The organism is Mesorhizobium sp. L103C131B0 (assembly GCF_000502275.1).
Lineage (GTDB): Bacteria > Pseudomonadota > Alphaproteobacteria > Rhizobiales > Rhizobiaceae > Mesorhizobium.
In genome coordinates this window covers 118,379-143,034 of record NZ_AYXC01000011.1, presented here as the reverse complement: position 1 = coordinate 143,034, position 24,656 = coordinate 118,379, and the positions used below count along the sequence as shown (strand labels likewise).

General features: G+C 63.9%; 25 protein-coding genes and 1 pseudogene. 8 read left to right on the top strand and 18 right to left on the bottom strand.

Annotated elements, in window-relative coordinates:
• Positions 1 to 58: 58 nt before the first annotated feature.
• The 5 genes from X730_RS145910 to X730_RS145930 all read right to left on the bottom strand — a co-directional run bounded on the left by X730_RS145910 (position 59) and on the right by X730_RS145930 (position 7,627).
• Positions 59 to 532 (bottom strand): hypothetical protein, encoded by a 474-nt coding sequence (locus tag X730_RS145910; RefSeq protein ID WP_023732018.1) that lies wholly within the window; start codon positions 530 to 532, stop codon positions 59 to 61.
• Positions 533 to 596: 64 nt separating this feature from the next.
• Positions 597 to 3,563, bottom strand: a complete 2,967-nt coding sequence (locus tag X730_RS145915; protein ID WP_031197119.1) for a bifunctional [glutamine synthetase] adenylyltransferase/[glutamine synthetase]-adenylyl-L-tyrosine phosphorylase — start codon at positions 3,561 to 3,563, stop codon at positions 597 to 599.
• Complete coding sequence (locus tag X730_RS145920; RefSeq protein ID WP_023742645.1) at positions 3,563 to 5,038, bottom strand: HAMP domain-containing sensor histidine kinase; 1,476 nt, start codon at positions 5,036 to 5,038, stop codon at positions 3,563 to 3,565. Before X730_RS145920 ends, X730_RS145915 begins: the two co-directional genes overlap by 1 nt.
• Before the next feature lie 107 nt (positions 5,039 to 5,145).
• On the bottom strand, positions 5,146 to 5,820 hold the full coding sequence (locus tag X730_RS145925; protein WP_023670185.1) for a response regulator transcription factor: 675 nt from the start codon (positions 5,818 to 5,820) through the stop codon (positions 5,146 to 5,148).
• Between the two features lie 253 nt (positions 5,821 to 6,073).
• Positions 6,074 to 7,627, bottom strand: a complete 1,554-nt coding sequence (locus X730_RS145930; protein ID WP_023754800.1) for a Do family serine endopeptidase — start codon at positions 7,625 to 7,627, stop codon at positions 6,074 to 6,076.
• Between the two features lie 191 nt (positions 7,628 to 7,818).
• Here X730_RS145930 and X730_RS145935 point away from each other — a divergent pair, with 191 nt between their 5' ends.
• Positions 7,819 to 8,088 (top strand): CopG family ribbon-helix-helix protein, encoded by a 270-nt coding sequence (locus X730_RS145935; protein ID WP_023684527.1) that lies wholly within the window; start codon positions 7,819 to 7,821, stop codon positions 8,086 to 8,088.
• Complete coding sequence (locus X730_RS145940; RefSeq protein WP_023742647.1) at positions 8,085 to 8,393, top strand: type II toxin-antitoxin system RelE/ParE family toxin; 309 nt, start codon at positions 8,085 to 8,087, stop codon at positions 8,391 to 8,393. Before X730_RS145935 ends, X730_RS145940 begins: the two co-directional genes overlap by 4 nt.
• On the opposite strand, the gene X730_RS145945 is transcribed toward X730_RS145940, so the two are convergent.
• From X730_RS145945 to X730_RS145980, 8 genes are all read right to left on the bottom strand, one after another.
• Positions 8,390 to 8,854, bottom strand: coding sequence for a cytochrome c-type biogenesis protein (locus tag X730_RS145945; protein ID WP_023670181.1), 465 nt, complete (start codon positions 8,852 to 8,854; stop codon positions 8,390 to 8,392). The genes X730_RS145940 and X730_RS145945 overlap by 4 nt on opposite strands.
• Positions 8,851 to 10,842, bottom strand: coding sequence for a heme lyase CcmF/NrfE family subunit (locus tag X730_RS145950; RefSeq protein ID WP_023754801.1), 1,992 nt, complete (start codon positions 10,840 to 10,842; stop codon positions 8,851 to 8,853). The genes X730_RS145945 and X730_RS145950 overlap by 4 nt, the downstream gene beginning before the upstream one ends.
• Positions 10,842 to 11,285, bottom strand: a complete 444-nt coding sequence (gene ccmE / locus X730_RS145955; RefSeq protein ID WP_023705431.1) for a cytochrome c maturation protein CcmE — start codon at positions 11,283 to 11,285, stop codon at positions 10,842 to 10,844. Before ccmE ends, X730_RS145950 begins: the two co-directional genes overlap by 1 nt.
• A gap of 3 nt (positions 11,286 to 11,288) precedes the next feature.
• Positions 11,289 to 12,443 (bottom strand): c-type cytochrome biogenesis protein CcmI, encoded by a 1,155-nt coding sequence (gene ccmI, locus X730_RS145960; RefSeq protein ID WP_023754802.1) that lies wholly within the window; start codon positions 12,441 to 12,443, stop codon positions 11,289 to 11,291.
• Positions 12,444 to 12,528: 85 nt separating this feature from the next.
• A complete protein-coding gene (locus tag X730_RS145965) occupies positions 12,529 to 12,972 on the bottom strand; it encodes a hypothetical protein (protein WP_023687241.1) in 444 nt (147 codons plus the stop codon).
• Between the two features lie 174 nt (positions 12,973 to 13,146).
• Positions 13,147 to 14,565 carry an ATP-binding protein gene (locus X730_RS145970; RefSeq protein ID WP_023826782.1) on the bottom strand — a complete coding sequence of 473 codons (1,419 nt, stop codon included), beginning with the start codon at positions 14,563 to 14,565 and terminating at the stop codon, positions 13,147 to 13,149.
• Entirely contained in the window at positions 14,549 to 15,214 is a 666-nt protein-coding gene (locus X730_RS145975; protein WP_023670175.1) for a response regulator transcription factor, read from the bottom strand. The genes X730_RS145970 and X730_RS145975 overlap by 17 nt, the downstream gene beginning before the upstream one ends.
• Before the next feature lie 81 nt (positions 15,215 to 15,295).
• Entirely contained in the window at positions 15,296 to 15,556 is a 261-nt protein-coding gene (locus X730_RS145980) for a hypothetical protein (RefSeq protein ID WP_023670174.1), read from the bottom strand.
• 280 nt (positions 15,557 to 15,836) lie between these two features.
• Here X730_RS145980 and X730_RS145985 point away from each other — a divergent pair, with 280 nt between their 5' ends.
• Positions 15,837 to 16,223 carry an ester cyclase gene (locus X730_RS145985; RefSeq protein WP_023826781.1) on the top strand — a complete coding sequence of 129 codons (387 nt, stop codon included), beginning with the start codon at positions 15,837 to 15,839 and terminating at the stop codon, positions 16,221 to 16,223.
• Positions 16,224 to 16,229: 6 nt separating this feature from the next.
• On the opposite strand, the gene X730_RS145990 is transcribed toward X730_RS145985, so the two are convergent.
• Positions 16,230 to 16,637: a DUF3168 domain-containing protein gene (locus X730_RS145990; RefSeq protein WP_023670173.1), complete on the bottom strand. Its 408-nt coding sequence runs from the start codon at positions 16,635 to 16,637 to the stop codon at positions 16,230 to 16,232.
• A gap of 217 nt (positions 16,638 to 16,854) precedes the next feature.
• On the opposite strand from X730_RS145990, the gene X730_RS145995 reads away from it, so the two are divergent.
• Complete coding sequence (locus X730_RS145995; RefSeq protein WP_023826780.1) at positions 16,855 to 17,064, top strand: hypothetical protein; 210 nt, start codon at positions 16,855 to 16,857, stop codon at positions 17,062 to 17,064.
• 31 nt (positions 17,065 to 17,095) lie between these two features.
• Complete coding sequence (locus tag X730_RS146000) at positions 17,096 to 17,263, top strand: hypothetical protein (RefSeq protein ID WP_348524274.1); 168 nt, start codon at positions 17,096 to 17,098, stop codon at positions 17,261 to 17,263.
• Positions 17,264 to 17,306: 43 nt separating this feature from the next.
• Here the strand turns inward: X730_RS146000 and X730_RS146005 are convergent, their stop codons facing one another.
• Both X730_RS146005 and X730_RS146010 read right to left on the bottom strand, forming a co-directional pair.
• Positions 17,307 to 17,573: a DUF1488 domain-containing protein gene (locus X730_RS146005; protein WP_023705437.1), complete on the bottom strand. Its 267-nt coding sequence runs from the start codon at positions 17,571 to 17,573 to the stop codon at positions 17,307 to 17,309.
• On the bottom strand, positions 17,570 to 17,833 hold the full coding sequence (locus X730_RS146010; protein WP_023670169.1) for a hypothetical protein: 264 nt from the start codon (positions 17,831 to 17,833) through the stop codon (positions 17,570 to 17,572). The genes X730_RS146005 and X730_RS146010 overlap by 4 nt, the downstream gene beginning before the upstream one ends.
• A gap of 246 nt (positions 17,834 to 18,079) precedes the next feature.
• Between X730_RS146010 and X730_RS146015 the strand changes: the two genes are divergently transcribed.
• Entirely contained in the window at positions 18,080 to 18,442 is a 363-nt protein-coding gene (locus X730_RS146015) for a co-chaperone GroES (RefSeq protein ID WP_023698577.1), read from the top strand.
• Positions 18,443 to 18,506: 64 nt separating this feature from the next.
• A complete protein-coding gene (groL, locus tag X730_RS146020; protein ID WP_023692807.1) occupies positions 18,507 to 20,135 on the top strand; it encodes a chaperonin GroEL in 1,629 nt (542 codons plus the stop codon).
• A gap of 311 nt (positions 20,136 to 20,446) precedes the next feature.
• On the opposite strand, the gene X730_RS146025 is transcribed toward groL, so the two are convergent.
• Positions 20,447 to 22,000 carry a trimethylamine methyltransferase family protein gene (locus X730_RS146025; protein WP_023826779.1) on the bottom strand — a complete coding sequence of 518 codons (1,554 nt, stop codon included), beginning with the start codon at positions 21,998 to 22,000 and terminating at the stop codon, positions 20,447 to 20,449.
• Positions 21,990 to 22,289 (bottom strand): glycine cleavage T C-terminal barrel domain-containing protein, encoded by a 300-nt coding sequence (locus X730_RS1000000168715; RefSeq protein ID WP_245261384.1) that lies wholly within the window; start codon positions 22,287 to 22,289, stop codon positions 21,990 to 21,992. Before X730_RS1000000168715 ends, X730_RS146025 begins: the two co-directional genes overlap by 11 nt.
• 127 nt (positions 22,290 to 22,416) lie before the next feature.
• On the opposite strand from X730_RS1000000168715, the pseudogene X730_RS01000000164605 reads away from it, so the two are divergent.
• Positions 22,417 to 24,587: pseudogene (locus tag X730_RS01000000164605) on the top strand (penicillin-binding protein 1A).
• The last annotated feature ends 69 nt before the right edge of the window (positions 24,588 to 24,656 follow it).

Sequence of the window (24,656 nt, the reverse complement as noted above, 5' to 3'; positions counted from 1 at the left end):
GTAGCCCCGGTCATGTAAGGGCTCCGGCGGCTTTCGCCGCCGGAGACATATCGCCATTTCACTCCATGCTGTCGTCGCCACCGTCCCATTGGTGGTGGCGGCCCATGCGGCCTTTCTTTGGGAGTTCGTTGCGCTCGATCTTGCCGTCATTGTTGCGGTCGAGCATGGCGAACACCTTCTTCTCGCGCCCGGTGATGTCGTCCGTGGTCAGCGTGCCGTCGCCCTTGCTGTCGTAGCGGGCAACGATGCGCTTGGCCATTTCCTCGAACCGCGCCTTCTCCAGCGCGTCGGCGAGCTGGGCAACGGTCAGCTTGCCGCCATTATCGGCGACCAGCTTCTTCAGCCGCGCGTTCATGGCGTCGGAAAACTGGTCGAAGCTGATGGTGCCGTTGGAATCCTTCATCGCCTTGTCGAGGCGCATCATGGTGCCCTCGCGCATTCTGGCGCTGGCATTGTTCTCGGCATAGGCGGTGGTGCCGACGGCGCCGGCAAGCGCGATGAAGGCAAGGGCAAGTCCGGTTGTCTTTCTCATGGGTATCTCCTGTTGCATCGTCACCCCCGATGCGATCCGAAACAGCCGCCAGCGCTTCACGCCCTCACAACCGTTTCGTACGAAGCAAAAGGTCGAAATCCTTTCTGACCTTTTGCGACGTCTCCTTGAGATGTGCTTCCAGCACACCGAAATCCGGCAGGTCAGTCACCGCCAGAAGCAGATCCGACAATCCCGGCGGAACGTCATCGCGTTCGAATGCGCCGGTGAGGCAAAGCCGCGTCATCTGGGTCAGCGCCAGATAGAGCTGGTAGGCTTCGCAAAGCTGCTGCCTGACGTCGGCCTCGGCGAAATCCGGCGACAGATGCGCCAGGATTTCGCCGGTCGCGGTCACCCTGCGGCCGGCTTCGACCTGCCCGGTTATAACCGCCACCTGCGCGATGAATTCGAGGTCGATGAGGCCGCCGGAGATGAGCTTGATGTCCCAGAGATCGCGCGGCGATTTTTCCTTCTCGATCAGCGCGCGCATCTCGGATGCCTCTGCCCTCACCTTGGCGGCGTCGCGCGGCAAGGCCAGAAGTGCCGCCACCTCGGCCTCGACCTCGGCGCAAAGGGCCGCGTCGCCGCCGATGGCGCGCGCCCGGGCCAGCGCCATGTGCTCCCAGGTCCAGGCCTCCTGGCGCTGGTATTTCGTGAAGGCATCGATGTGGGTGGCCACCGGCCCCTTGTTGCCGGATGGCCGCAAGCGCAGGTCGAGCTCGTAGAGAACGCCTTCGGCGGTCGGCGCCGAGACAGCCGCGATCAGCCGCTGCGTCATCCTGGTATAGTAGTGCGATGGTGCGAGCGGCTTGTCGCCGTCGGACTCGTCGGCATCCGCGTCGTGGTCGTAGAGCAGAATGAGGTCGACGTCCGAACCAGCCGTCAATTCGCGGCTGCCGAGCTTACCCATGCCGAGCAGCGACACGGTGCCGCCGGCGATGCGGCCATGACGCAGCGCGAATTCGGTGGTCACCGCCTGCAATGCGGCGTCGATGGTGAGGTCGGCGAGATCGGAAAAGGCGCGGCCGGCGCGCGCCGGGTCGATCGAGCCGGCGAGCAGCCTGACACCGATCAGGAATTTCTGCTCGGAGGCAAAGATGCGCAGCCGGTCAAGCACATCCTCGTAGGGCCTGTCGCCATCGATGAAAGCGGCCAACCGCGCTGAGAGATAGGCGCGGTTGGGCAGTTCGGTGAGCAGCGCCGGGTCGAGCAGACCGTCGAAGACATGCGGGCGCCTTGTGATGATTGCCGCCAGCCGAGGCGCGGCGCCCATGATCGTCGCCATAAGCTTCAGCAGAGCGGGATTCGACTGCAGCAGCGAAAACAGCTGGATGCCGGCGGGCAGGCCGGCCAGGAATTCATCGAAGCGAACCAGCGCCTCGTCGGCCCGGCGCGTCTGGCCGAAGGCTTTGAGCAGCGCCGGCGTCAGTTCGGTCAGCCGCTCGCGCGCTTCCGCCGACTGGGTGGCGCGGTAGCGGCCGAAATGCCAGCCCCGAATGACGCGGCAGATGTCGCTTGGCCGCTGGAAGCCAAGGCCATGCAAGGTCTGCAGCGTGTCGGGATCGTCGACATCGCCGGTGAAGACCAGATTGCCGACGCCGGCCGACAATTCAGGCGCGGTCTCGAACAGCGCGGCGTAATGGCGCTCGACCTCATGCAAAGCCGCGCGAAAGGTTTCGGCAAATCTGGCGGCATCGGCAAAGCCCAGCATATGGGCGATGCGTTCCAGCCCTTCATCATCGTCGGGCAGAATATGCGTCTGCTCGTCGGCGACCATCTGGATGGCGTGTTCCACGCCGCGCAGAAACCAATATTGCTGCGTGAGCGCGTCGCGTGCATCGGCGGTGATCCAGTTGCGCGCCGCCAGCGCACCCAGCATCGGCACCGTCTCGCGGCCGCGCAGCTCCGGAAAACGGCCGCCGGCGATCAGTTGCTGGGTCTGGACGAAGAACTCGATTTCGCGAATGCCGCCGCGGCCGAGCTTGACGTTGTGTCCTTTGACCGCGATCTCGCCATGACCCTTGTGGGCATGGATCTGGCGCTTGATCGAATGAACGTCGGCGATCGCCGCATAGTCCATGTATTTGCGCCAGACATAGGGCTGCAATTCCCGCAGGAACGCGTCCCCGGCATCGAGATCGCCGGCCACGGGACGCGCCTTGATCATGGCGGCGCGCTCCCAGTTCTGGCCGCGCGCCTCATAGTAGCGAAGTGCTGCCTCGACCGGGATGGCCAGCGGCGTCGAGCCTGGATCGGGACGAAGCCTCAAATCGGTGCGGAAGACATAGCCGTGCCCGGTGCGGTCCTGCAGGATGCGGACCAGCCTGCGGGTCAGGCGCGCAAACAGCTCTGTGGCGTCGAGCGGATCGACGATTGCCGGCGCATCCGGATCGAAGAAGACGACCAGGTCGATGTCGGAGGAGAAATTCAGTTCATGCGCGCCAAGCTTGCCCATGCCGAGCACGATCCAGCCGGATTGCCGTGACGGATTTTCGGGATCGGGCAATTTGAGCTTGCCTTGGCTGTGCGCCTCGCGCAGCAGGAAGTCGACCGCCGCGCAGGTGCAGGCATCGGCGAGATTGCTGAGGCGCCTTACCGTCAGCGCTGCATCGGCCTCGCCGGAGAGGTCTGCAAGTGCGATCAGGAAGTGAGCTTCACCCTTCCACTGCCTGAGTTCCATCATCAGGCTGGATTCGCAAACGGTCTCTGAAAAGGCGGCCTGGCCGATCGCTTCGGCGATGGCGAGCAGCCGAGCCTCGACACTGCCATCGAACAGCGCGTCGAGGATTTGCGGCCGGCGGCGCGCGACATCGCGGAGGAAGGGCGAGAGGTCGAAGACCGCAGCGAGAAACTCCTGTGCGGCGCCCTTGCCTTCTAGGAATTTCGCCAGCCGCGGCAGGTTCTCGTCCTTGGCATCGCCAGCGATCTCCGACAGTTCACGCCGGGCGCGGGCCTCATCCAGAGGCGCGAGCTGCGCCGCCAGTTGCAGGCGCCATTCGGTCTCGATCCGTTTCGCAGCCATCCTCACCGCCATCAATGGTCCTCCCGCGCCGGGAAGCTCATGATAACCGACAATCCGGGATTGGCAGGCAGAAGTTCAAGCCGGCCATTGTGAAAAGTCATGATCGCCTTGGCGAGGCTGAGGCCAAGGCCTGATCCCGGCTGCGAGCGGCTCTTTTCCAGCCGAACGAAGCGCTCGGTCGCCCGGGCGCGGTCCGCATCGTCGGGGATGCCATGGCCATTGTCGGAAACGGAAAGGCGGATTTCGTGACCGACGCGCTGCAGGGCTACGCGCACGGCAGGCTTTTCCGTCGCATCGGTCGAGTATTTGATGGCGTTGTCGACGATGTTCGACAGTGCCTGGCCGATCAGCTCGCGGTTGCCATCGACGGAAAAATTCCCGTCCGCGGCAGTTTCAAGCACCACGCCAGCCTCCTCCGCCACCGGCTCATAAAGCTCGACAACGTCATGCACCGCGGCGGCGAGATCGACCTTGCTGGTGCTCTCCGAGGAATAGCCGGCCTCCAGCCTGGAGATCATCAGGATGGCGTTGAAGGTTTTTATCAGCTGGTCGGATTCGGCGATGGTGCCTTCCAGCGCCTGCCGGTAGTCGGTGGTCTTGTGCTTGCCCGAAAGTGTCGCCTCAGCGCGGTTGCGCAGTCTGGTCAGCGGCGTCTTCAAATCATGGGCGATGTTGTCGGAGACCTGCTTCAGCCCTTCGTTGAGCGTCGCGATCCTGGCCAGCATGGTGTTGAGGTTTTCCGACAGGCGGTCGAACTCATCGCCGGCGCCGGTCACCGGCAGCCGTCCCGTGAGATCGCCGCCCATGATGCGGCGGCTTGCCTCCGAGACGCTGTCGATGCGCTTCAGCGCGGCGCGGCCGACAAGGAACCAGATCAGCAGCCCGCCCAGGCCCATCATGCCCAGCGCCAGCATCAGGGCGCGGCGGACGACGGCGCGGAAGCGCTCGGGCTCGCCGAGATCGCGGCCGACCAGCATGATCATCTGGTTGGGCAGCCGCAGCACCAGCGCGATGGCGTTGTGGCCCTTCTCGCCCTCGGGCTGAATTTCGGTCTCGCCGGGCTGCGCGCCATTCGGGTCAGAAGCCTGGTTGCGCTGCCGTTCGAGCTCACCTTCGCCGAAACGGCGATAGGAGAAGGGTTCGGTCGTCCAGCCATCGGTCTCGAGCACCCCCGGTGCCAGGCTCTGCACGTTGCCGGTGAGGATCTGGCCGTTGACATCGGCAATGAGATAGAGGTTGGCGCCGGGCTGGCGCGAGCGCTGCTCGACGACGCGCACCAGCCGCGGCAGGCCGCCGCTCTGATAGGCACGGGCGAGGCCGAGCACCTCGTCATTGATGGTCTGCTGGGTCTGGCCGGTCAGCATGCGGGCCGACAACGACGTCATGTAGAAGACCAGCAACACGGCACATAGCGCGAAAAGCAGGAAATAAAGCGCTGAAAGCCGCGCCGCCGTCGTCCTCATGATGGCCGGCAGGGAAAGGGCCATCGAGTTCTAGCTCATGATGAGATTTGGCTGAAATCTCATCATGACCTACCCCTTTGTTGGAGCATGATCTTCTCCAAAAACCGGTACCTACTTTTTGGGATCATGCTCTAGCCGCTCTTCAGCATATAGCCGGCGCCGCGAACCGTATGCAGGATCGGCTTGTCGAAACCCTTCTCGATCTTGCCACGCAGGCGCGAGACGTGAACGTCGATCACGTTGGTCTGCGGATCGAAATGATAGTCCCAGACATTTTCGAGCAGCATGGTGCGCGTCACCACCTGGCCGGCATGGCGCATCAGATATTCGAGCAGGCGGAATTCGCGCGGCTGCAGCGTGATCTCGCGCGCCGCGCGCTTGACCGAATGGGACAGCCGGTCAAGCTCGAGATCGCCGACCCGGTAGACGGTTTCGGCCTCCCTGGCGCTGGCGCGGCGGTTCAGCACCTCGACGCGGGCGAGCAATTCGGAAAAGGCATAGGGCTTGGTCAGATAGTCGTCCCCGCCGGCGCGCAGACCGGTGACGCGGTCATCGACTTCGCCCAGCGCCGACAGGATCAGCACCGGCGTGGTGTTGCCGCGCGAGCGCAGGCCGGCAATGACGGAGAGCCCGTCGCGGCGTGGCATCATGCGGTCGACGACCATCACGTCATAGTCGCCGGCATCGGCCAGCGCAAAGCCGGTTTCGCCGTCGCCGGCGACATGGGCGGTGTGCCCAGCCTCGGCAAAGGCCTTCTGCATATAGTCGGCCGCCTCGCGATCGTCTTCTATGACGAGAATCTTCATAGAGCCGTTATACGCGATTTCGCCGGAAGATTGAGGGGCGGCCATAAGCGCAAAAGCTTTCGTTCAAGCATGTCGTTTTGCCAAAACCGTCGTGCACTTTTGGGCGACATGCTTCGATGTTAGAGCGGCAGCGGGCGATGGGGCCCGCTGCCGCCGGGGGCAGAACACGATGACTGACTAACGCGTTCGGCCCCTTGCTTCCCGTGCGGCGGCTCGGGGGTGTTGAAACCGCCGCACTGGAAACTGTGTGATGTCAGCCTTTGGCGACTGGCAGCGCGACGAAGCGGTTTGAATCGTCGCGGGTGATCTGCATCAGCACCGCCTTGCGGCCGGACTTGACCGCATCGGCCATCGCCTTGGCGACGTCTTCGGTGCCGTTCACCTCCGTCGAATTGACCGAGGTGATGACATCGCCGGGCTGGATGCCGCGGTCGGCGGCATCGCTGTCGGGATCGACATCGGTCACCACCAGGCCCTTGCCGTTTTCCGACTTGGTGACGGTGAGGCCGAGATCGGCCAGCGCGGCGGGCTTTGCCGGTGCCGCGGGCTGCTGCGGGTCGGCCGAGGCCTGCTTGTCGGTGGATGGCAGCGTGCCGAGATCGACCTTGATGGTCTGGCTCTTGCCGCCGCGCCACACCGTGACGTCGACCGACTTGCCGGGTGGGTAGGCGCCGATCAGACGAGCCAGTTCCTTCGGCGATGCGACGTCCTTGCCTTCGACCTGGGTGATCACGTCACCGGCGGTGATGCCGGCCTTCTTGCCGGGGCCACCGTCCTGGGCGCCCGAAACCAGAGCCCCGTTCTGCGACTTCAGGCCCAGCGATTCGGCGATGTCCGATGTAACCGGCTGGATTTCGACGCCGAGCCAGCCACGCTGCACCGAGCCGCTCTTCATCAGATCCTGCACCACCTGCTTGGCGGTCGAGGCCGGAATGTCGAAGGCGATGCCGACGCTTCCGCCCGACGGCGAGAAGATCGCGGTGTTGATGCCGACGACCTGGCCGTTGAGGTTGAAGGTCGGGCCGCCCGAATTGCCGCGGTTGACCGAGGCGTCGATCTGGATGAAGTCGTCGTAGGGACCGGCGCCGATATCACGGCCACGGGCCGAGACGATGCCGGCGGTGACGGTGCCGCCGAGGCCGAACGGATTGCCGACGGCCACCACCCAGTCGCCGACGCGAACCTTGGAATCGTCGGCGAAATCGACATAGGTGAACTTGCCGACGCCATCGACCTTGAGCACCGCCAGATCGGTGCGCGGATCGGTGCCGATCAGCTTGGCGTCAAGCTCCTTGCCGTCATTCATTACCACTGTGAAGGCGGAGCCTTCCTCGACGACATGGTTGTTGGTGACGAGATAACCGTCATCGGAGATGAAGAAGCCCGAACCCTGCGCTACCGGACGCGGCTGGTCGTTGTTATGGTCGCGGTGGCTGAAGCGACGATTGCCGCCGCCCTGGCCGTTCTGATCGCCAAAGCCCCGGAATTGCTTGAAGAACTGGCGCAGCTGCGGATTGTCGGGCAGGTTGTTCATGCCGTCCGGATCGTCGGACTGGTCGGAGCCGTCATCAGCGGCAGGCTCGATCTTGGCCTTGACCTTGACGCTGACCACGGCCGGCGAAACGCGCTCAACGACGTCGGCAAAGCCCGGCACCTGGGGCGCTTCGACCCGCACGGCGTCGGCCAGAACGGGAGCTGTACCAGTGGCAACGGCGCCGAAACCGATGCCGCCGGCAATGGCCAGCGAAGCGGCGGCGGCCAACAGGCGCTTGCGGGTGCGGGAATATGGGTTGGGGGCGATAGTCATGGGTCTCGTATCCTCTTTTCACTGGATGCGGCTCAGGCAGAGCATCCTCGGACAAGAGAAATAGAGAGGCGCACATTACGGCGCCATTTCCGGTGCATGAAAGTTTTGTAATGTTGGGCGGTCGCACAAATCGCTTGGTTGCGCTCGCCTGCTGCCCTATGGTGTACACAACTCAGCACAAGGCTTTCACAATGACAGCAAGCACCACCATGACCATTCGAGTCTCGTCCGAGACCAAGCTGAAGCTGGAGCAGATCGCTACCGATACCAGGCGTAGTAAATCGTTCCTCGCCGCCGAGGCGGTCTCAGCCTATGTCGATCGCGAGCTGGATATCATCGAAGGCATAAAACGTGGCATGGCCGACGCAGAGGCTGGCCGTGTCGTGCCCCACGACGACGCCATGGCGGAGCTCGACGCGGTGATCGAAGCAGCGAAAGCCAGGCGCGCAGGCAAGGCGTGAAGCTGTTCGTCACCTGGTCGCGAGAAGCGCTGGACGATCTCACGCAGCAAGTTGCCTTTATCGCTCAGGACAATCCTGCCGCCGCCCGACGCCTCGCGGACCGTATCCGTGAAATGGGCCGGGGCCTTGGTGATATGGCGACGGGCCGACCTGGCCGGGTAACAGGCACTTATGAGAAGCCCATCGGCCGCCTGCCCTACATCATTGCCTATGAATTGCGCCTGATCGCCGGCCGTCAAAGCATTGTTATCCTGCGCGCCATCCACACGTCGCGGGACTGGCCTTTGGAGGAATGGCCGAGCTAGTCGCTCAGCATCTTGTCCAGCGCCGCCTGTTCCTCGGCGCTCAGCGCCTTGGTTGCCAACGAGCGGCGGGAGCGTGTGGTCAGCACAATGAAAATGCCGCCGACTAGAAGCAGAAGCACCGGCGTGCCCCAAAGCAAGGCGTTGCGCGGGCTGAAGCGCGGCTTCAACAGCACGAACTCGCCGTAGCGCGACACGATATAGTCCATCACCTGCTGGTCGGTATCGCCGGCAACCAGGCGCTGGCGCACCAGGATGCGCAGGTCGCGGGCGAGGTCTGCATCGGATTCGTCGATGGACTGGTTCTGGCAGACCATGCACCGCAGGCCTTCCGACAGTAGCCGCGCCCTCGCCTCGAGCGCCGGATCGGTGAGAACCTCGTCCGGTTTCACCGCTTGCGCCGCGCCGGCAAACAGCAGCGCCAGAAGCAGGGTGAGCGAGGCCAACGAGAACCTGGTGCTCACGGCGCGCCTGCCGACGGCATGGAGGCTGCCTGCTTGCGGCGGCGCGAGGGTGCGCCAACCCGCAGGCGACGGTCGAGCAGCGACATTGCGGCTCCCGCCATCATCACCAGAGCTCCGCCCCAGATCAGCGTCACCAGCGGCTTCCACCACAGGCGCACCACGACGGATCCATCGGTGCCTTCATCGCCCAGCGACAGATAGAGCTGGCTGAAGCCGATCGTCTCGATGCCGGATTCGGTCGTCATCGTCTGCCGCACCGGAAAGAAGCGCTTGGCCGAGGTGATTTCGGCTGAAACGCCGCCATCGGCGCCGATCAGGGAAAAGCGGCCGCGCTGCTCGCTGTAGTTCGGACCCTGCGCCGGGAAGAGGCCGTCGAAACGCAGCGTGTGGCCGGAGAGTTCGACGCTCTCGCCGGCATGCATCGACAGTATCCTTTCGGTGCCGAAGCATAGCGTGCCGACAATGCCGAGCGTCGTCAGCCCGAGGCCGAGATGGGCAAGTGCAGTGCCGAACACCGAACGCGGCAGGCCGGCGAAACGGCGCAGCATGATGGCGGGCGACACATTGCCAAAGCCGGACTTGACGGCGAGGTCGGTGAGCGCGCCGGAGACCAGCCAGCAGGCGAGGCCGACACCAAGGGCGGCGAACACCGACGCGCCGTCGATGAACAGCCCGGTGACCAGCATCGCCAGGAGAGCGGCGCCGAAAGCCGCCATCAGGCGCTGGGCGACGGCATAGAGGTCACCGCGCTTCCAGGCGAGCAATGGTCCGAAAGGAACCACGACCAGCAGCGGCACCATCAGCGGGCCGAATGTCAGGTTGAAGAAGGGGGCGCCGACCGAGATCTTGCCGGCCGAAAGCGCTTCGACCGCCAGCGGATAGAGCGTGCCGACCAGCACGGTGGCCGTGGCCGTGGTCAGGAACAGATTGTTGAGGACGAGTGCGCCTTCGCGCGAGATCGGGTGGAACAGGCCGCCGGCCGTCAGCCGCGAGGCGCGCAGCGCAAACAGGGCCAGCGAGCCGCCGATGAACAGCGTCAAAATGCACAGGATGAAGATGCCGCGGGTCGGATCGGTGGCGAAAGCATGCACCGAGGTCAGCACGCCGGAGCGCACCAGGAAGGTGCCGAGCAGCGACAGCGAGAAGGTGAGGATGGCAAGCAGCAGCGTCCAGATCTTGAGCGCCGAGCGCTTCTCCATGACGATCGCCGAATGCAGAAGAGCCGTGCCGGCCAGCCACGGCATGAAGGAGGCGTTTTCGACCGGATCCCAGAACCAGAAGCCGCCCCAGCCGAGCTCGTAGTAGGCCCAGTAGGAGCCCATCGCGATGCCGCCGGTGAGGAACATCCAGGCGACCAGCGTCCACGGCCGCACCCAGCGCGCCCAGGAGGCATCGATGCGGCCTTCGATGAGGGCGGCGACCGAGAAGGAAAAGCAGATAGAGAACCCGACATAGCCGAGATAGAGCAGCGGCGGATGGATGGCGAGGCCAAGATCCTGCAGGACCGGGTTGAGATCGCGGCCCTCGATCGGCGCCGGATTGAGCCGGGTGAACGGATTGGATGTCGCCAGGATGAACAGGAAGAAGGTGGCGCCGATAGCCCCCTGCACGGCCAGCACATTGGCGCGCAGCGTCGCCGGAAGGTTGGAGCCGAAGACAGCGACCAGCGCACCGAAGAAGGTCAGGATCAGCACCCAGAGCAGCATCGAGCCTTCGTGATTGCCCCAGGTTCCGGTGATCTTGTAGATCAGCGGCTGCAGCGAATGCGAGTTTTCCCACACGCTCGCCACCGAGAAATCGGAACTTGCATAGGCGCCGGCGAGTGCTGCGAACGATAGCGCCGTGAGCGCGAAGCCTGTGACCGTGACGGGACCGCCGACAGCCATCAGCCTCTGGTTGCCGGTACGGGCGCCGATCAGCGGCACCAGCGTCTGCACCAGCGACAGCACAAAGGCGAGGACGAGCGCGAAGTGTCCGGTCTCAACCATTACTGGCTCTTGCTCTCTTGCCACACGCCCTTGGCCTTCAGCCCGTCAGCGACTTCCTTGGGCATGTAGCGCTCGTCATGCTTGGCCAGCACGCTGTCGGCGACGAAAACGCCGTCGGCGCCAAAGCTGCCTTCGGTGATGACGCCCTGCTCCTCGCGGAACAGATCGGGCAGGATGCCGGTATAGCTGACCTTGACCGATTTGTGCGCGTCGGTGACCGAGAACGCAACCGTCGCGCCCTGCCCGCGCACGACTGTGCCCTTTTCGACGAGGCCGCCGAGCCTGATGCGCTGTCCCGGCTGCAAGCTGGCGGTGGTCAGATCGGCGGGCATATAGAAATAGGAGGCCTTCTGGCCCAACGCATAGAAGGTCAGCCCGGTGGCGGCGCCGAGGAAGGCAAGACCTCCGACAATCACCGACAATCGCTTCTGCTTGCGCGTCATGTCCTACTCCGTCGCCGTCAGGCCGAGCGAGGCGGCAAAGGCGGTGAATTTCTTCGCTTCCTCACTGTCGGCGCCAAACACGGCGATACCGCGATGCAGCGCGTCGCGCGCCTGGTCGGCCTTGCCCAGCACAACATAGGAACGAATGAGCCGCATCCATCCTTCCGTGTCGCGCGGTTTTTGCCGCAATTTTTCGTCGAGGCCGGCGACCATGGTTTCGATCATGGCCTGCCTGTCCTGCGGCGCCATCGACGAGGCGGCGTCGACGGCCGCGGCATCGGGGCCTTTCGCCGGCTCTCCTGAGGCGACGCTGCGGTTGGCAGCCTCGGCTAACGCCTGTTGGACAGCTCCGCGCCATGGTGAATCCTGCGGCAGGGAATCGAGCATTTTCTGCCACGCCGCGGTTGCCTCGGGTATGCGGCCTTCCTGGGCCAGCGCCATCGCCAAATAGAACGAGGCTTTCGCGTTTGCCGGGTCGAGTTTTAGCGCCTGTTCGAAAGCGGATTGCGCATCGGCCGAAACGATGCCGCCGGCCGCATTGGCAATCGCTTCGCCGAGGCCGGCCTCGCGGGCGGCCGTGTCGCCATCGAGGCGGATGGCATTGCGATAGGCGGTCACGGCATCGGGAAAGCGCTGCAGGCGCAGATAGATCGGGGCGAGCACGTCCCAGCCGCGTCCATCGCCAGGGTTGGCGGCAAGATGGGCCTCGGCGCGCGCCACCAACTCGTCGACCGAACTATCGGCCGGATTCTTGGCCAGCCGTTCGGCGAGCGGCTGCGACGGCAGATCCGGCGAGCCGAGCTGGCTGTACAGGCCCCAGCTGAGCAGCGGGACCACCAGCACCGCTGATGTTGCCATCAACCTGGCCGCCCTCGACGGCTGCCGCGCGCCAGGTGCATCGGCTTGACCGACATTGGCTTGACCAACATCTCCCAGGCGAAGGATGCGGCGGGCGATCTCAGTGCGCGCCTCCTCGGCTTCGGCCGGCTGAATCAGGCCGCGCGCGGCGTCACGCTCAAGCTCGGCCAATTGGTCGCGATAGACTTCGAGATCATGGTCGCTGCTGGTCGGAGCGCCCTTGCCGCCGCTGGTCAGCGGCAGCAGCACCGCCAGGCTTGCGCCCAGCGTGAGGAGTGCGGCTATGACCCAGAACAGCATGGTTCTTCCAATAGAGCGAGAGCCCTGCTCTCACAACATGAGGGTGCTGCGACGCTTTGACGGGATTCCGGCCCCGGCCCAATGTTCAGGTCAGCGGCGTCCAGCTGCCGTCGGCGTTGCGGCATGCGGTGCCCCGCGCGGTCTGGCCGGCCGTGCCGGTAAACACCGTATGGGTGTACTGGCGGCAATCCTGCGAGCCGACGCGGTAGGGCTGGGCCGCGACGACTTCGCCGGAATGAGCCGAACTGTCGCTCTTCCACGTCACCTTCTGGCCGCTTGCCGTATATTCGAGCGCCTTGTATTCCGCCTCGAGCGCCTTGCGCTTCTCGGTGCTGTTCAGGCCGCTGCCGATCGATCCGCCGACGAGCCCGCCGGCCATGGCCGAGATGATCGTCGTCGCGACTTTGGCCCCTGAAGGAGGCGACGCGGGCGGGTTGGTGATGGAGATATCCGGGCCACTGCCCTTGCCCAGCGTTCCGCAGCCGGAAAGAGCGAGCAGTGCGGAAACGAGCGCAACGCGAATCTTCATGCCAACAACCGGTTTTCTTGAACGGGATGCGCTGGGGGCCGCGTCATCGGGGGCGTCAGGACGTCATACTATTGATATTTGTCGGAAATTTGGCCGTTCTTAACGGCTTTTGCGCAATCGAGGGGCCGCCATAACACAGGCATTCGGCCGTGTCGATTGGCCCTGGGCAGTACATCATTGCAAGCTCCGCAAGCGCACAACCGCCTTCAGCCCGCCCATCGTGGAGCGTTCCAGCGCCAGCGCCCCGCCATACTCGTTGACGAGGTCGGCAACGATGGCAAGTCCGAGCCCGGTTCCCGGCTTTGTCTCGTCGAGGCGCCGGCCGCGTTTCAAGACATCGCGGGCCTTGTCCTCGGGGATGCCGGGACCGTCATCCTCGATCGATAGCTCGAACAGGCCGGCTGCGGCCGGCGTGACGGATACGGCAACAGTGCTCCTTGCCCATTTCATCGCATTGTCGAGGAGGTTGCCGACCAGTTCCTCCAAATCCTCGCGCTCGCCAGCAAAGAGGATGTCGGCCGCCGGCAGCGTAAGCGACAGGCTGACATCAGGCTTGAGTTTTTGCAGCACGCGCACCATGCGCTGCACCAGCGGGGTCACCGGCGTGCGGTAGACGACGCTGTCGCGCTGCGCGGCGACCCGAGCCCGCTGCAGATAATGGTCGACCTGCTTCTGCATCGAGGCGGCCTGGTCGGCGATGAGCTGGCCCTTGGCGCCGCCGAGCGCCCGGCCCTCGTTGATCAAAACTGCGAGCGGCGTCTTCAGCGAATGGGCGAGGTTGCCGACCTGCGTGCGTGAACGCTCGACGATGCGCTTGTTGTTTTCGATCAGCGCATTGGTCTCGTTGGCGAGCGGCTCGATCTCGGCGGGAAACTGGCCGTCGAGCCGTTGCGCCGTGCCTTCGCGCACCTGGGCAAGCGCGTTGCGAACCCGGCGCAAGGGCTGCAGGCCGAGCAGGATGGCGATCGCATTGATGGCGATCATGCCGACGCCGAACAGGCTGAGATAGGTCAACAGGCGGCCCTGGAAGGTGGCGATCTCGTGCTCGAGCTCGGTCTTGTTGCCCATTACGCGGAAGCGCGCGGCGCGGTTCTTGGCATCGAGGACGAATTCGCTTTCGAACACTTGCAGTTCCTCGTCACCGATGCCGTCGGTGGAATAGCTGCGCTGGAAACTGGAATTGAAAGGCACCTCGGCAACGGTCGGCGACGGGATCGTCGTGGTCATCGAGGACGAATGAAGGTTGCCGTGCACGCCTTCGGAAGCCGGCTCCACCGACCAGTACCAGCCCGAATTCGGCTCCGAGAAGCGCAGGTCGCCAAGGTCGGGAGCACCGGTGAGCTGGCCGGATTCGGAAACGCCGACCGAGCCGATCAGATTGAACAGATGCGCCGACAGCAGGCTGTCGAAGCCGCGCTCGCTGGCCTGGCGGTAGAGCGTGGTGATCAGAGTGAAGATGACGATCAGGGTGAGGATCGCCCAGATCGTGGAAAATCCGATGACGCGGAAGGCCAGCGAGCGCGGCCAGAGCCGCGCCGAAAAAGGCTTCCTTGCTGGTATGGGGAGCGGTTCCGCCTTACGCCTCCGGCTCACGCATGCGATAGCCCATGCCGCGCACGGTTTCGATCATGTCGATGCCCATCTTCTTGCGCAGCCGGCCGACAAAGACCTCGATGGTGTTGGAATCGCGGTCGAAATCCTGGTCGTAGAGATGCTCGACCAGCTCGGTGCGCGACACCACCTCGCCCATATGGTGCATCAGATACGCCAGCAGGCGGAACTCATGCGAGGTCAGCTTCAGCGGCACGCCGTTGACATCGGCCTTGGAGGCCTTGGTGTCGAGGCGCAGCGGCCCGCAAGTGAGCTCGGACGAGGCATGGCCGGCGGCGCGGCGGATCAGCGCCCTCACCCTGGCCAGCACCTCCTCGATGTGGAACGGCTTGGTGACATAGTCGTCGGCGCCGGCATCGATGCCCGACACCTTGTCGCTCCAGCGGTCGCGCGCTGTCAGGATCAGCACCGGCATCTTGCGGCCGTTGCGGCGCCAGCGCTCGACGACGCTGATGCCGTCCATCTGCGGCAGGCCTATGTCGAGCACGACGGCATCGTAGGGCTCGGTGTCGCCGAGGAAATGCCCCTCCTCGCCGTCATAGGAGCGGTCGACGACATAGCCGGCATCGACCAGCGCGTCGGCCAGTTGCCGGTTGAGATCCTTGTCATCTTCGACGACGAGTACGCGCATGATCGGTCAGGCCTGTTGATGGGTCAGCTATAGGCCGATTCCGGTGGTCTGGGAAACGACCCTGCAAGGGGGAAGATTGGATCAGTTCGCCGGGACGACGATCTCGGAGCGGCGCGGACGCTGGCCGTCCTTGCCCGGCACAAGCACGACGATGACGCAGACCTCCTGGCCGCCACGCGTCGTCTGCGAAGCCTTGGCCAGCGTGCCGCCATTCTGCTCGGCAACCTGCTGGCCGATCGCGTAGCAATCCGCCGCGGCTGCCGGCGTCGCTTGCGACGCCAACAGGCCGGCCGCTGTGAGCGCCAGTATCGCGGTTCTGACATGAGAGCGAAGCGTTTTCATGGTCGGCGTTGTAACGCAACTGTGCTGAACGTGAAATGAACGGTGAACGGGTGAAAATCCATCCCCGCAATACCCCCTGCGCGCGCAACGAATGAATGCGATCCTACCGCCCAGTCCCTCAGACCGGGCAATGGATTCATAACCGGAAAACCGGCTGCGCGGCTATGGTGTTTGCGCGCAGGTTCTCAATTCGCAGCCAGATTGGGAACAGGTCAAGGCGAGACCATTCTGAAGGGCCGCCCTAAATAGCGCGGGAAACGCCAAATCATCGGAGTGCGCCATGACGGATAAAGACCTTGCCGACCTTTACCGGGGCTATATCGCTTGCCTGAATGCCCAGGACTGGGCGAAACTTGGAGACTTTGTCGGCGACGAGGTGCAGCACAATGGCGAAATGCTCGGCCTGTCGGGTTATCGCCGTATGCTCGAAGGCGATTTCGAGGCGATTCCCGACCTCCGCTTCAACATCGAACTGCTGGTCTGCCAGCCGCCGCGCGTGGCGGCGCGCCTGCATTTCGACTGTCATCCCAAGGGCGTGCTGTTCGGCCTGCCGGTGAACGGCAAGCGCGTGTCGATCGCTGAGAATGTTTTCTACGAATTCGGAGAGGGTCGCATCCGCGAGGTGTGGTCAGTCATCGACAAGGCCGAGATCCAGGCGCAAATCTAGGTTGCTTCAATCACTTTGCTCGGTGAGAGCGCGTATCCGCAGCACCCCGTGGTAGAGCGCCAGGTCCTCGTCATAGCGGGCCTCGGCGAACTCCAAGGACAGGCGGGTCTGGTCGCGCGAGCCGGTGGCGAAAGCGGCGCCGTCAAGGCGCGCCCGGATGCTGTCCATGATCAGACGCGTCTCGGCCTCGCCTTGCGCCTTCGACCAGACATGCAGCGTGATGAGCTGGTCGTCATCATTGTCGGCGCCGGTGTCCAGATCGAATGCGCTGGTCCTGCCATAGGTCACATAAGGGAAGGCGGCACTGTCGGCCGCCTGCTCGCGCAACCCGGCGCCGCCGAGCAGCGCCGTCAGCGAGGCATCGCTCTTCAATCTCATGAACAAGGCTTGCAGCAAATCGCCGGGCGCCGTCATCGTCGTCTCCGTTCGCCTGTCACGCTTTGAACAACCTCAGTTTCGCGCGCAACCTAACCGCGTTGCACGGATTTCGCCAGATGACGATCCGCCTGATGGAAGGCGGCGAATCGGGCGGCATGGCCCTTTCACGGACCGGGTTCTATTTGGCATGCGGGGAGTTTCAAGAAGGGTGTTATGAGGAGCCCTGTTTTCTCCGGCAATTCGAGGTCATTTCATGCGAACGCCACCGCTGCTGCCGGCTTTTGAAAAGCTCGGCGTCAAGCCCCCGGTCGCGATTGCGGCAACACCCGCCCTGTCGAAGAGCACCGTGGCCCTGCGCATGCGCGAGATACTTTCAATGCATGGCGGCCTGGCCTTGAAGCTGTCGGTGGTGGCCTGGACAATCCTGATCCTGGCGGCGGCATTTTTCATGTCAAAGGCCTGATGCCGATATGGCAAACCGCTACGCGTTGCGCATGGACGAGCCCGAGAGCTGGACTATCTTCGACATCTTCACCGGCCAGCCTGTCGATCTTAAGCAACAGGTGATGGTGGCCATGAATTTGCGCGATGCGGAAGCGATGGCCGACCGCCTGAACAGCCGGGACGTCAAGCGGCGGGCAAAAGCCGACCGCAAGTCCTGACGCACGCTGATCTCAGCCGCTCTGATTGCAAGACGAACGCGCGCTAGCCGAAATCCGCGGCTGTGAGCACATATATGCTCTTGCGGGTGCGAGCGTAGGCCTTGCTGGCAATGTCATGGATGGAGCTGGACGCGGTGTCGAAGGCCGCCAGATAGGTGGCTTCCGCGGTCGCCGTCCCTGATGGCGCCTTCGAGAGGGCATCGGCGGCGACCGAGAAGGAAATCTGGAACATGCCGTCATGGCCGACAAAGCGGACGCGCTTGCCGGCCTCGTCATAGAAGCGGCTTGGATTGGGGAATGTCAGGCTCATGACGTGCCCCCCTTCGGCGCGGCGGCGGCTTTCTTGACTGTCGCCCGCTTCTTCTTCGGTGTCGGGTTCAAGGCTTCCGCGACGCGGTCGGCCTCTTCCTTGGCCAGGCGCAATTCCCTGAGCCTTGCCGTCTTGATCTCCCTGGCCCTCGCTTCGGACATGTAGTCGGAGGTTGCCTTGTTGCGCTCGGCCGTCTTCTTCTGCTTGTCCATGAAGCGGGCTTCAGCTTTTTCCATGATGCTCTGATTGCCTTCGGCCATCGCCTAAATCTCCTCGTGCCTGAAATGGTGAAATCGAACTTACGATATAAATAGTCGCTTTGGCCTCGAAATTCAATTTTTCGAAATATCTAGGCGCCTCGCGACGTTTCGAATCCGGCAGACATCATAATACTTTTTAATATTTAATTTTGGCCACGAATAATTTTTGGCACTCCTATCTATCGAGTGCCAATACGCCTATAAGAACGGCGCGGTCGCCTATGCCGGCCCCAGAAAGAAGTTCTCATGAAGTTTCGGCCACTCCACGACCGCGTCGTCATCCGGCGCGCCGAAGGCGATGTCAAATCCAAGGGCGGCATCATCATTCCCGACAATGCCAAGGAAAAGCCGCAGGAAGGCGAAGTCATCGCCGTTGGGCCGGGCGCACGCGACGAAAACGGCGCGCTTGTTCCGCTCGACGTCAAGGCCGGCGACTTCATCCTGTTCGGCAAATGGTCGGGCACCGAGGTCAAGATCGACGGCGAGGACCTGCTGATCATGAAGGAAGCCGACATTATGGGCGTCATCGACAAGAGCGAGACGGCCGCTATCGGCAAGAGCGGGACGGTCGTCACCGAGAAGAGCGTCAAAGCCAAGAAGGCCGCCTGACCGGCCTGGCTTTGCCAGGCTCCGGCGAGCCGCTTGCTTCACCACACCAACGGGATTGAAAAAAATGTCTGCCAAGGAAATCAAATTCGCCACCGACGCGCGCGACCGCATGCTGCGCGGCGTCGAGATCCTCACCAATGCGGTGAAGGTCACGCTCGGCCCCAAGGGCCGCAACGTCATCATCGACAAGGCCTATGGCGCGCCGCGCATCACCAAGGACGGTGTGACGGTGGCCAAGGAAATCGAGCTTGCTGACAAGTTCGAGAACATGGGCGCGCAGATGGTGCGCGAAGTGGCTTCGAAGACCAACGACCTCGCCGGTGACGGCACCACCACCGCCACGGTGCTGGCCGCATCGATCCTGCGCGAAGGCGCCAAGCTGGTTGCCGCGGGCATGAACCCGATGGACCTCAAGCGTGGCATCGACCAGGCTGTCGCCGCCGTGGTCAAGGACATCAAGGCGAAGGCCAAGAAGGTCAAGTCGTCGGCCGAGATCGCGCAGGTCGGCACCATCGCCGCCAATGGCGATGCCAGCGTCGGCGCCATGATCGCCAAGGCGATGGACAAGGTCGGCAATGACGGCGTCATCACCGTCGAGGAGGCCAAGACCGCCGACACCGAACTCGACGTCGTCGAAGGCATGCAGTTCGACCGCGGCTATCTCTCACCCTATTTCGTCACCAATGCCGACAAGATGCGCGTCGAACTGGAAGAGCCTTACGTGCTCATCCACGAGAAGAAGCTCGGCAATCTGCAGGCGATGCTGCCGATCCTCGAAGCAGTGGTGCAGAGCGGCAGGCCGTTGCTGATCATCTCGGAAGACGTCGAAGGCGAAGCACTGGCGACGCTGGTCGTCAACAAGCTGCGCGGCGGCCTCAAGGTCGCGGCCGTCAAGGCGCCGGGCTTCGGCGATCGCCGCAAGGCGATGCTGGAAGACATCGCCGTGCTGACATCGGGCCAGATGATTTCCGAGGATCTCGGCATCAAGCTCGAAAACGTCACCATCGAGATGCTTGGCCGCGCCAAGCGCGTACTGATCGAGAAGGACACCACCACGATCATCGACGGCGCCGGCACCAAGGCGACCATCCAGGCGCGCATCGCGCAGATCAAGGGCCAGATCGAGGAGACCACGTCCGATTACGATAAGGAGAAGCTGCAGGAGCGGCTGGCCAAGCTCGCCGGCGGCGTTGCCGTCATCCGCGTCGGCGGCGTCACCGAGTCTGAAGTGAAGGAAAAGAAGGACCGCATCGACGACGCGCTGAATGCGACGCGCGCGGCGGTGGAAGAAGGCATCGTGCCCGGCGGTGGCGTGGCGCTTCTGCGCGCAAGATCGGCTCTGGCCGGCCTGACCGGCGCCAATGACGATGTGACCGCCGGCATTTCGATCGTGCTCAGGGCGCTTGAAGCCCCGATCCGCCAGATCGCCGAGAATTCCGGCGTCGAAGGCTCGATCGTCGTCGGCAAGCTGTCCGACAGCAAGGACCAGAATCAGGGCTTTGATGCCCAGAACGAGGTCTATGTCGACATGATCAAGGCCGGCATCGTCGACCCGGCGAAAGTGGTGCGCACCGCGTTGCAGGACGCCGGCTCGATCGCCGCCCTTCTGATCACCGCCGAAGCGATGATCACCGACATCCCGGCCAAGGATGCGGCGCCTGCGGGCGGCGGTGGCGGCATGGGCGGCTACTGACCATCGCCCGAAAATCGCCCGCCTGGGAATCTGGGCGGGCATAAATCAGAACAGGCGCCGGGGACATTTCCCCGGCGAGCCAGGAATTTCCGTCAGTCAGTCAAGACCAGTCAGCAACGACACGGAGATCGACAGATGATCACATTTGCCCCGAAGCCATACGCTGTATCCGCGACCAAGCCGGCGGAGGAGAGCCGCTTCGATCGCATCCGCCGGATTCCGCCGACAAGCTCAGGCAGGCCGATGCTGGGCCGATTCGCCGCGAGCCGTCGAAGACCGGCGACAAGCGGCCGATGTGACGGCTGCCAACCTCACGACACCGGCAACGCTCCGCCCTCTTCGGTGCGGCGGGCAATGAACTCGTCGAGCACATCGGATGTGGCAACGGCCGACGCCGGCGGCTGGAAGTCGGCCAGCGTCCGCTTCCAGATGCCGGTGGCGCGCTCGGTGGCCGACTTCGAACCGGACTGCGTCCAGCTGCCGAAATTCGACCAGTCGGCGACCAGCGGCTCGTAGAAGGCGGTGCGGTAGCGCGTCATGGTGTGGCCGGCGGAGAAGAAATGCCCGCCCGGCTGGACTTCGGCGATCGCCTCGAAGCCGATCGAATCCTTGTCGCCGGGCGTCGTAGCGCAGAGTTCGGCAACCGTCTGCAATGCCTCGATATCGGTGATCAGCTTCTCGTAGGAGACGCTGAGGCCACCCTCCAGCCAGCCCGCGGCATGGATGCAGACGGTGGCGCCGGCAAGCACCGAGCCCCACAGCGCGAACTGCGTCTCGTGCGCCGCCTGCACATCGGAAATGTTGGCCGCACTGCCGCCGCCGGACCGCCAAGGCAGGCCGGTGAAGCGCGCCAGCTGGCCGGCGCCCAGCGTCGCCTTGACGTGCTCGGGCGTGCCGAAGGCCGGTGCGCCGGACTTCATGTCCACATTGGAGGAGAAGGATCCGTAAACCACCGGTGCGCCCGGCCGCACCATCTGCGCCAGCGCGAGACCGGCCAGCGCCTCGGCATGCTGCAGCGTCAATGCGCCGGCGACGGTGATCGGCGCCATGGCGCCGGCCAGGCAGAAGGGCGTGATGACAGAGACCTGGCCGGCCTTGGCGAAGTCGATGATGCCTTGCGCCATCGGGATATCGAGCTGGCGCGGCGAATTGGTGTTGATGACGGTATAGCAATGGAAGCCGGCCAGGAACTCGTCCTGCGAGAGGCCGCGCGCCAGCCTGATCATCTCGAACCCATCCTCGACCTGCGGCGTGCCGCGGGCGAAGACGAAGGGGAACTTGTCCGACAGGGTCAGCTGCGCACGGTTGACGGCATAGTGGCGCAAATGGTTGTCGACATCCTGCGGCTCGATCCAGGGGCCGAGCATATGCAGCACGTCGAAATTCTGAACAAGCTTGGTCAGTTCTTCGAAAGCGGCGAGCGTGCCCGGACGCCGTCCGCGTTCGAGATCGGTGACGTTGGGCGCCCCGGCTCCGGCGAGGAACGTCATCGAGCCGAGCTCCAGCATGAGATCGCGGCTACGGTTGCCCGCCAGCGCCCGGATGGATTTCGGCACCGAGGCCAGTGCCGCAGTGACAATATCGCGGCCGATGCGCACCATCTGGCTGTCCTCGTCGACCAGCGCACCGGCTTTGGCGTAGATCGCCCGTGCCTCCGGCAGCAGCACCTTGATGCCGAGCTCTTCCAGCACGCGCAACGCCGTGACGTGGATGGCCGCGACCCGGTCGTCCGAAAACACCGGCTGCGGCAGGAACGGGTTCTTGAGCGAGCGATAGTTCGGGTGGCGGCTTGGCCCGCTGCCGGCATCACCGGTGTGCCCGCGCCGGCGCTCGCGCCTGGTCTCCCTTATGATGTCATCGACCATGGCCAAAACTCCTCATTGCCGCATCGCCTTGCCCTCGGGCCGTATGGCGAGCCGGAATAATTCGCGCCGGCCGCTCGACGCCGCCGACAATGTGCACCCAAAGCGCGGTCCCCTCCCCGGCGAATTCGTCCCCCAGCAACGTCAGCGCGACGCTTTTGCCTATTGTGTAGCCATAGCCGCCTGAGGTGACGAATCCGACCCGCCGGCCCTTGTGCCAGACTGGCTCGAAGCCACTGGCGTCGGCATCGACGGAGCAGAACTCCAGCGTCACGATCCGGGCGGCGCTCAACAAACCGTGCGGTGTGGCCTGGCTGCCCTTGTGAGCCGGGCTGAAATGGAAGAATAGTCTTCGCCGGGTATGCCCGCCCTGAAATTGCCCGCTTGCGGTTCTCAGGTGGGTTGGGTGAGTTTCGGGAATGGCCAGTCCTTTAGAACGACGTCCAAGACGAAGAGGTCCGATCGCCGCCGCACTGCTGGCGGTGGACGCGTGGATCGATTCCTCGCTCTACGAAATCGGCTTCAAGGCCGGCCAGTTCTGGGAATCGGCGACCATTTTTTCGCGGCGCTTCCGAGTCACCGGCTGGCGACGCGGCATCATCGAGGTGCTGAGCGAAGGTTTTACGATGGGCGCCGGCGGCGTCGTCGTGCTGCTCGCACTCGCGATGCCGGCCTTCCAGATCACCACCGGCGACTGGCGCAGTCAGGGCGATTTCGCCGTCACCTTCCTTGACCGCTACGGCAATGAGATTGGCCAGCGCGGCATCATCCAGCGCGATTCCGTGCCTGTCGACGAGATGCCGGACCATGTCATCAAAGCGGTGCTGGCGACCGAGGACCGANCGAGGACCGACGCTTCTTCGAGCACTACGGCATCGACGTGCTCGGCCTGTCGCGCGCCATCTTCGAGAATGTGCGGGCTAATTCCGTCGTCCAGGGCGGCTCCAGCATCACCCAGCAGCTGGCCAAGAACCTGTTCCTGTCGAATGAGCGGACCTTCCAGCGCAAGATCAAGGAAGCCTTCCTGTCGCTGTGGCTGGAGGCCAATCTGTCGAAGAAGGAGATCCTGCAGCTCTATCTCGACCGCGCCTATATGGGCGGCGGCACGTTCGGCATCGAGGCGGCGGCGGATTTCTATTTCGGCAAGAGCGTCAAGGATCTGAACCTCGCCGAGGCGGCGATGCTGGCCGGCCTGTTCAAGGCGCCGACCAAATACGCCCCGCACATCAACCTGCCCGCCGCCCGTGCTCGCGCCAATGTGGTGCTGTCGAACCTCGTCGATTCTGGTTTCATGACCGAAGGCCAGGTGCTGCAGGCAAGGCTGCATCCAGCCGAGATCGTCGACCGCGGCGAGCAGAAGAGCCCGGACTATTATCTCGACTGGGCCTTCGATGAGGTCAAGAAGATCGCCAAGCCCGGCCAGCATTCGCTGGTCGCACACACCACTTTCGACGCCAACATCCAGAAAGCGGCGGAGGAATCCGTCGAATTCCATCTCCGCCAGTTCGGCAAGGAATACAACGTCACCGAGGGCGCCGTTGTAGTGATCGAGACCAATGGCGCGGTACGCGCCATTGTCGGCGGCCGCGACTATGGCGCAAGCCAGTTCAACCGCGCCACCAAGGCGCTGCGCCAGACCGGCTCCTCGTTCAAACCTTACGTCTACGCCACCGCCATGGAGCACGGGTTCACCCCGGACTCCGTCGTCTCAGGCGGGCCGATCAGTTGGGGCGGCTGGTCACCGCACAATTACAATGGCGGCTCGGCCGGCAATGTGACGCTGATCACGGCGATCGCCAAATCGATCAACACCGTGCCGGTACGGCTGGCCAAGGACTATCTCGGCATCGGCCCGATCAAGGCGATGGCCGAATCATTCGGCGTGGAATCGCCGCTGGAGTCGCACAAGACCATGGTGCTCGGCACATCGGGCATGACGGTCATGGACCAGGCGACGGGCTACAGCGTGTTCGCGCAGAACGGCTTCGCCGGCTCGCGGCACGGCATCACCCAGCTCGTCACCCGCACCGGCGATGTCGTCTACGACTTTGCCAAGGATGCGCCGGCGCCGCATCGGGTTCTGTCGGAACAGGCTTTGAAATACATGAACACCATGCTGGCTGCGGTGCCGGCGATCGGCACCGCGCGGCGCGCGCAGCTGCCCAACATCGTCGTCGCTGGCAAGACGGGGACGACGCAATCCTACCGCGACGCCTGGTTCGTCGGCTTCACCGGCAATTACACGGCTGCCGTCTGGCTCGGCAATGACGACTTCACCCCGACCCGCAACATGACCGGCGGCACGCTGCCGGCGATGGTGTGGCAGCGGCTGATGGTCTACGCGCACCAGAATATCGACCTGAAGCCGATCCCCGGCCTCGACAAGCCCTTCGTCGACGAAGAGATCGCGGCCAAAGCCGAGGAAGCGGAGAAGAAAAACGCCGATCAGGCAGCCGCCGATGCCGCGGCCGAGCGCCCGGCGGTGTTGTCCAGCCGCACGACACAGACGCTGCGCGAGATGACCAAGGTGTTCCAGACAGCGCCCGTGCTCGGCTCGCCGCAGACACCGGAGACCCTGTCGGCGCTTTGATTCCACAGCGCTGCTTGCTCTGTGGCCTGCCCCGCTATATCCCCGAACGATAATTCTCTCGTCCCGGTT

Coding starts and splice junctions, on each gene's coding strand:
- X730_RS145910 (WP_023732018.1), bottom strand. CDS start 532: ATGAGAAAGACAACCGGACTTGCCCTTGCCTTCATCGCGCTTGCCGGC.
- X730_RS145915 (WP_031197119.1), bottom strand. CDS start 3,563: ATGGCGGTGAGGATGGCTGCGAAACGGATCGAGACCGAATGGCGCCTG.
- X730_RS145920 (WP_023742645.1), bottom strand. CDS start 5,038: ATGGCCCTTTCCCTGCCGGCCATCATGAGGACGACGGCGGCGCGGCTT.
- X730_RS145925 (WP_023670185.1), bottom strand. CDS start 5,820: ATGAAGATTCTCGTCATAGAAGACGATCGCGAGGCGGCCGACTATATG.
- X730_RS145930 (WP_023754800.1), bottom strand. CDS start 7,627: ATGACTATCGCCCCCAACCCATATTCCCGCACCCGCAAGCGCCTGTTG.
- X730_RS145935 (WP_023684527.1), top strand. CDS start 7,819: ATGACAGCAAGCACCACCATGACCATTCGAGTCTCGTCCGAGACCAAG.
- X730_RS145950 (WP_023754801.1), bottom strand. CDS start 10,842: ATGGTTGAGACCGGACACTTCGCGCTCGTCCTCGCCTTTGTGCTGTCG.
- ccmE (WP_023705431.1), bottom strand. CDS start 11,285: ATGACGCGCAAGCAGAAGCGATTGTCGGTGATTGTCGGAGGTCTTGCC.
- ccmI (WP_023754802.1), bottom strand. CDS start 12,443: ATGCTGTTCTGGGTCATAGCCGCACTCCTCACGCTGGGCGCAAGCCTG.
- X730_RS145965 (WP_023687241.1), bottom strand. CDS start 12,972: ATGAAGATTCGCGTTGCGCTCGTTTCCGCACTGCTCGCTCTTTCCGGC.
- X730_RS145975 (WP_023670175.1), bottom strand. CDS start 15,214: ATGCGCGTACTCGTCGTCGAAGATGACAAGGATCTCAACCGGCAACTG.
- X730_RS145980 (WP_023670174.1), bottom strand. CDS start 15,556: ATGAAAACGCTTCGCTCTCATGTCAGAACCGCGATACTGGCGCTCACA.
- X730_RS145985 (WP_023826781.1), top strand. CDS start 15,837: ATGACGGATAAAGACCTTGCCGACCTTTACCGGGGCTATATCGCTTGC.
- X730_RS145990 (WP_023670173.1), bottom strand. CDS start 16,637: ATGACGGCGCCCGGCGATTTGCTGCAAGCCTTGTTCATGAGATTGAAG.
- X730_RS145995 (WP_023826780.1), top strand. CDS start 16,855: ATGCGAACGCCACCGCTGCTGCCGGCTTTTGAAAAGCTCGGCGTCAAG.
- X730_RS146000 (WP_348524274.1), top strand. CDS start 17,096: ATGGACGAGCCCGAGAGCTGGACTATCTTCGACATCTTCACCGGCCAG.
- X730_RS146005 (WP_023705437.1), bottom strand. CDS start 17,573: ATGAGCCTGACATTCCCCAATCCAAGCCGCTTCTATGACGAGGCCGGC.
- X730_RS146010 (WP_023670169.1), bottom strand. CDS start 17,833: ATGGCCGAAGGCAATCAGAGCATCATGGAAAAAGCTGAAGCCCGCTTC.
- X730_RS146015 (WP_023698577.1), top strand. CDS start 18,080: ATGAAGTTTCGGCCACTCCACGACCGCGTCGTCATCCGGCGCGCCGAA.
- groL (WP_023692807.1), top strand. CDS start 18,507: ATGTCTGCCAAGGAAATCAAATTCGCCACCGACGCGCGCGACCGCATG.
- X730_RS146025 (WP_023826779.1), bottom strand. CDS start 22,000: ATGGTCGATGACATCATAAGGGAGACCAGGCGCGAGCGCCGGCGCGGG.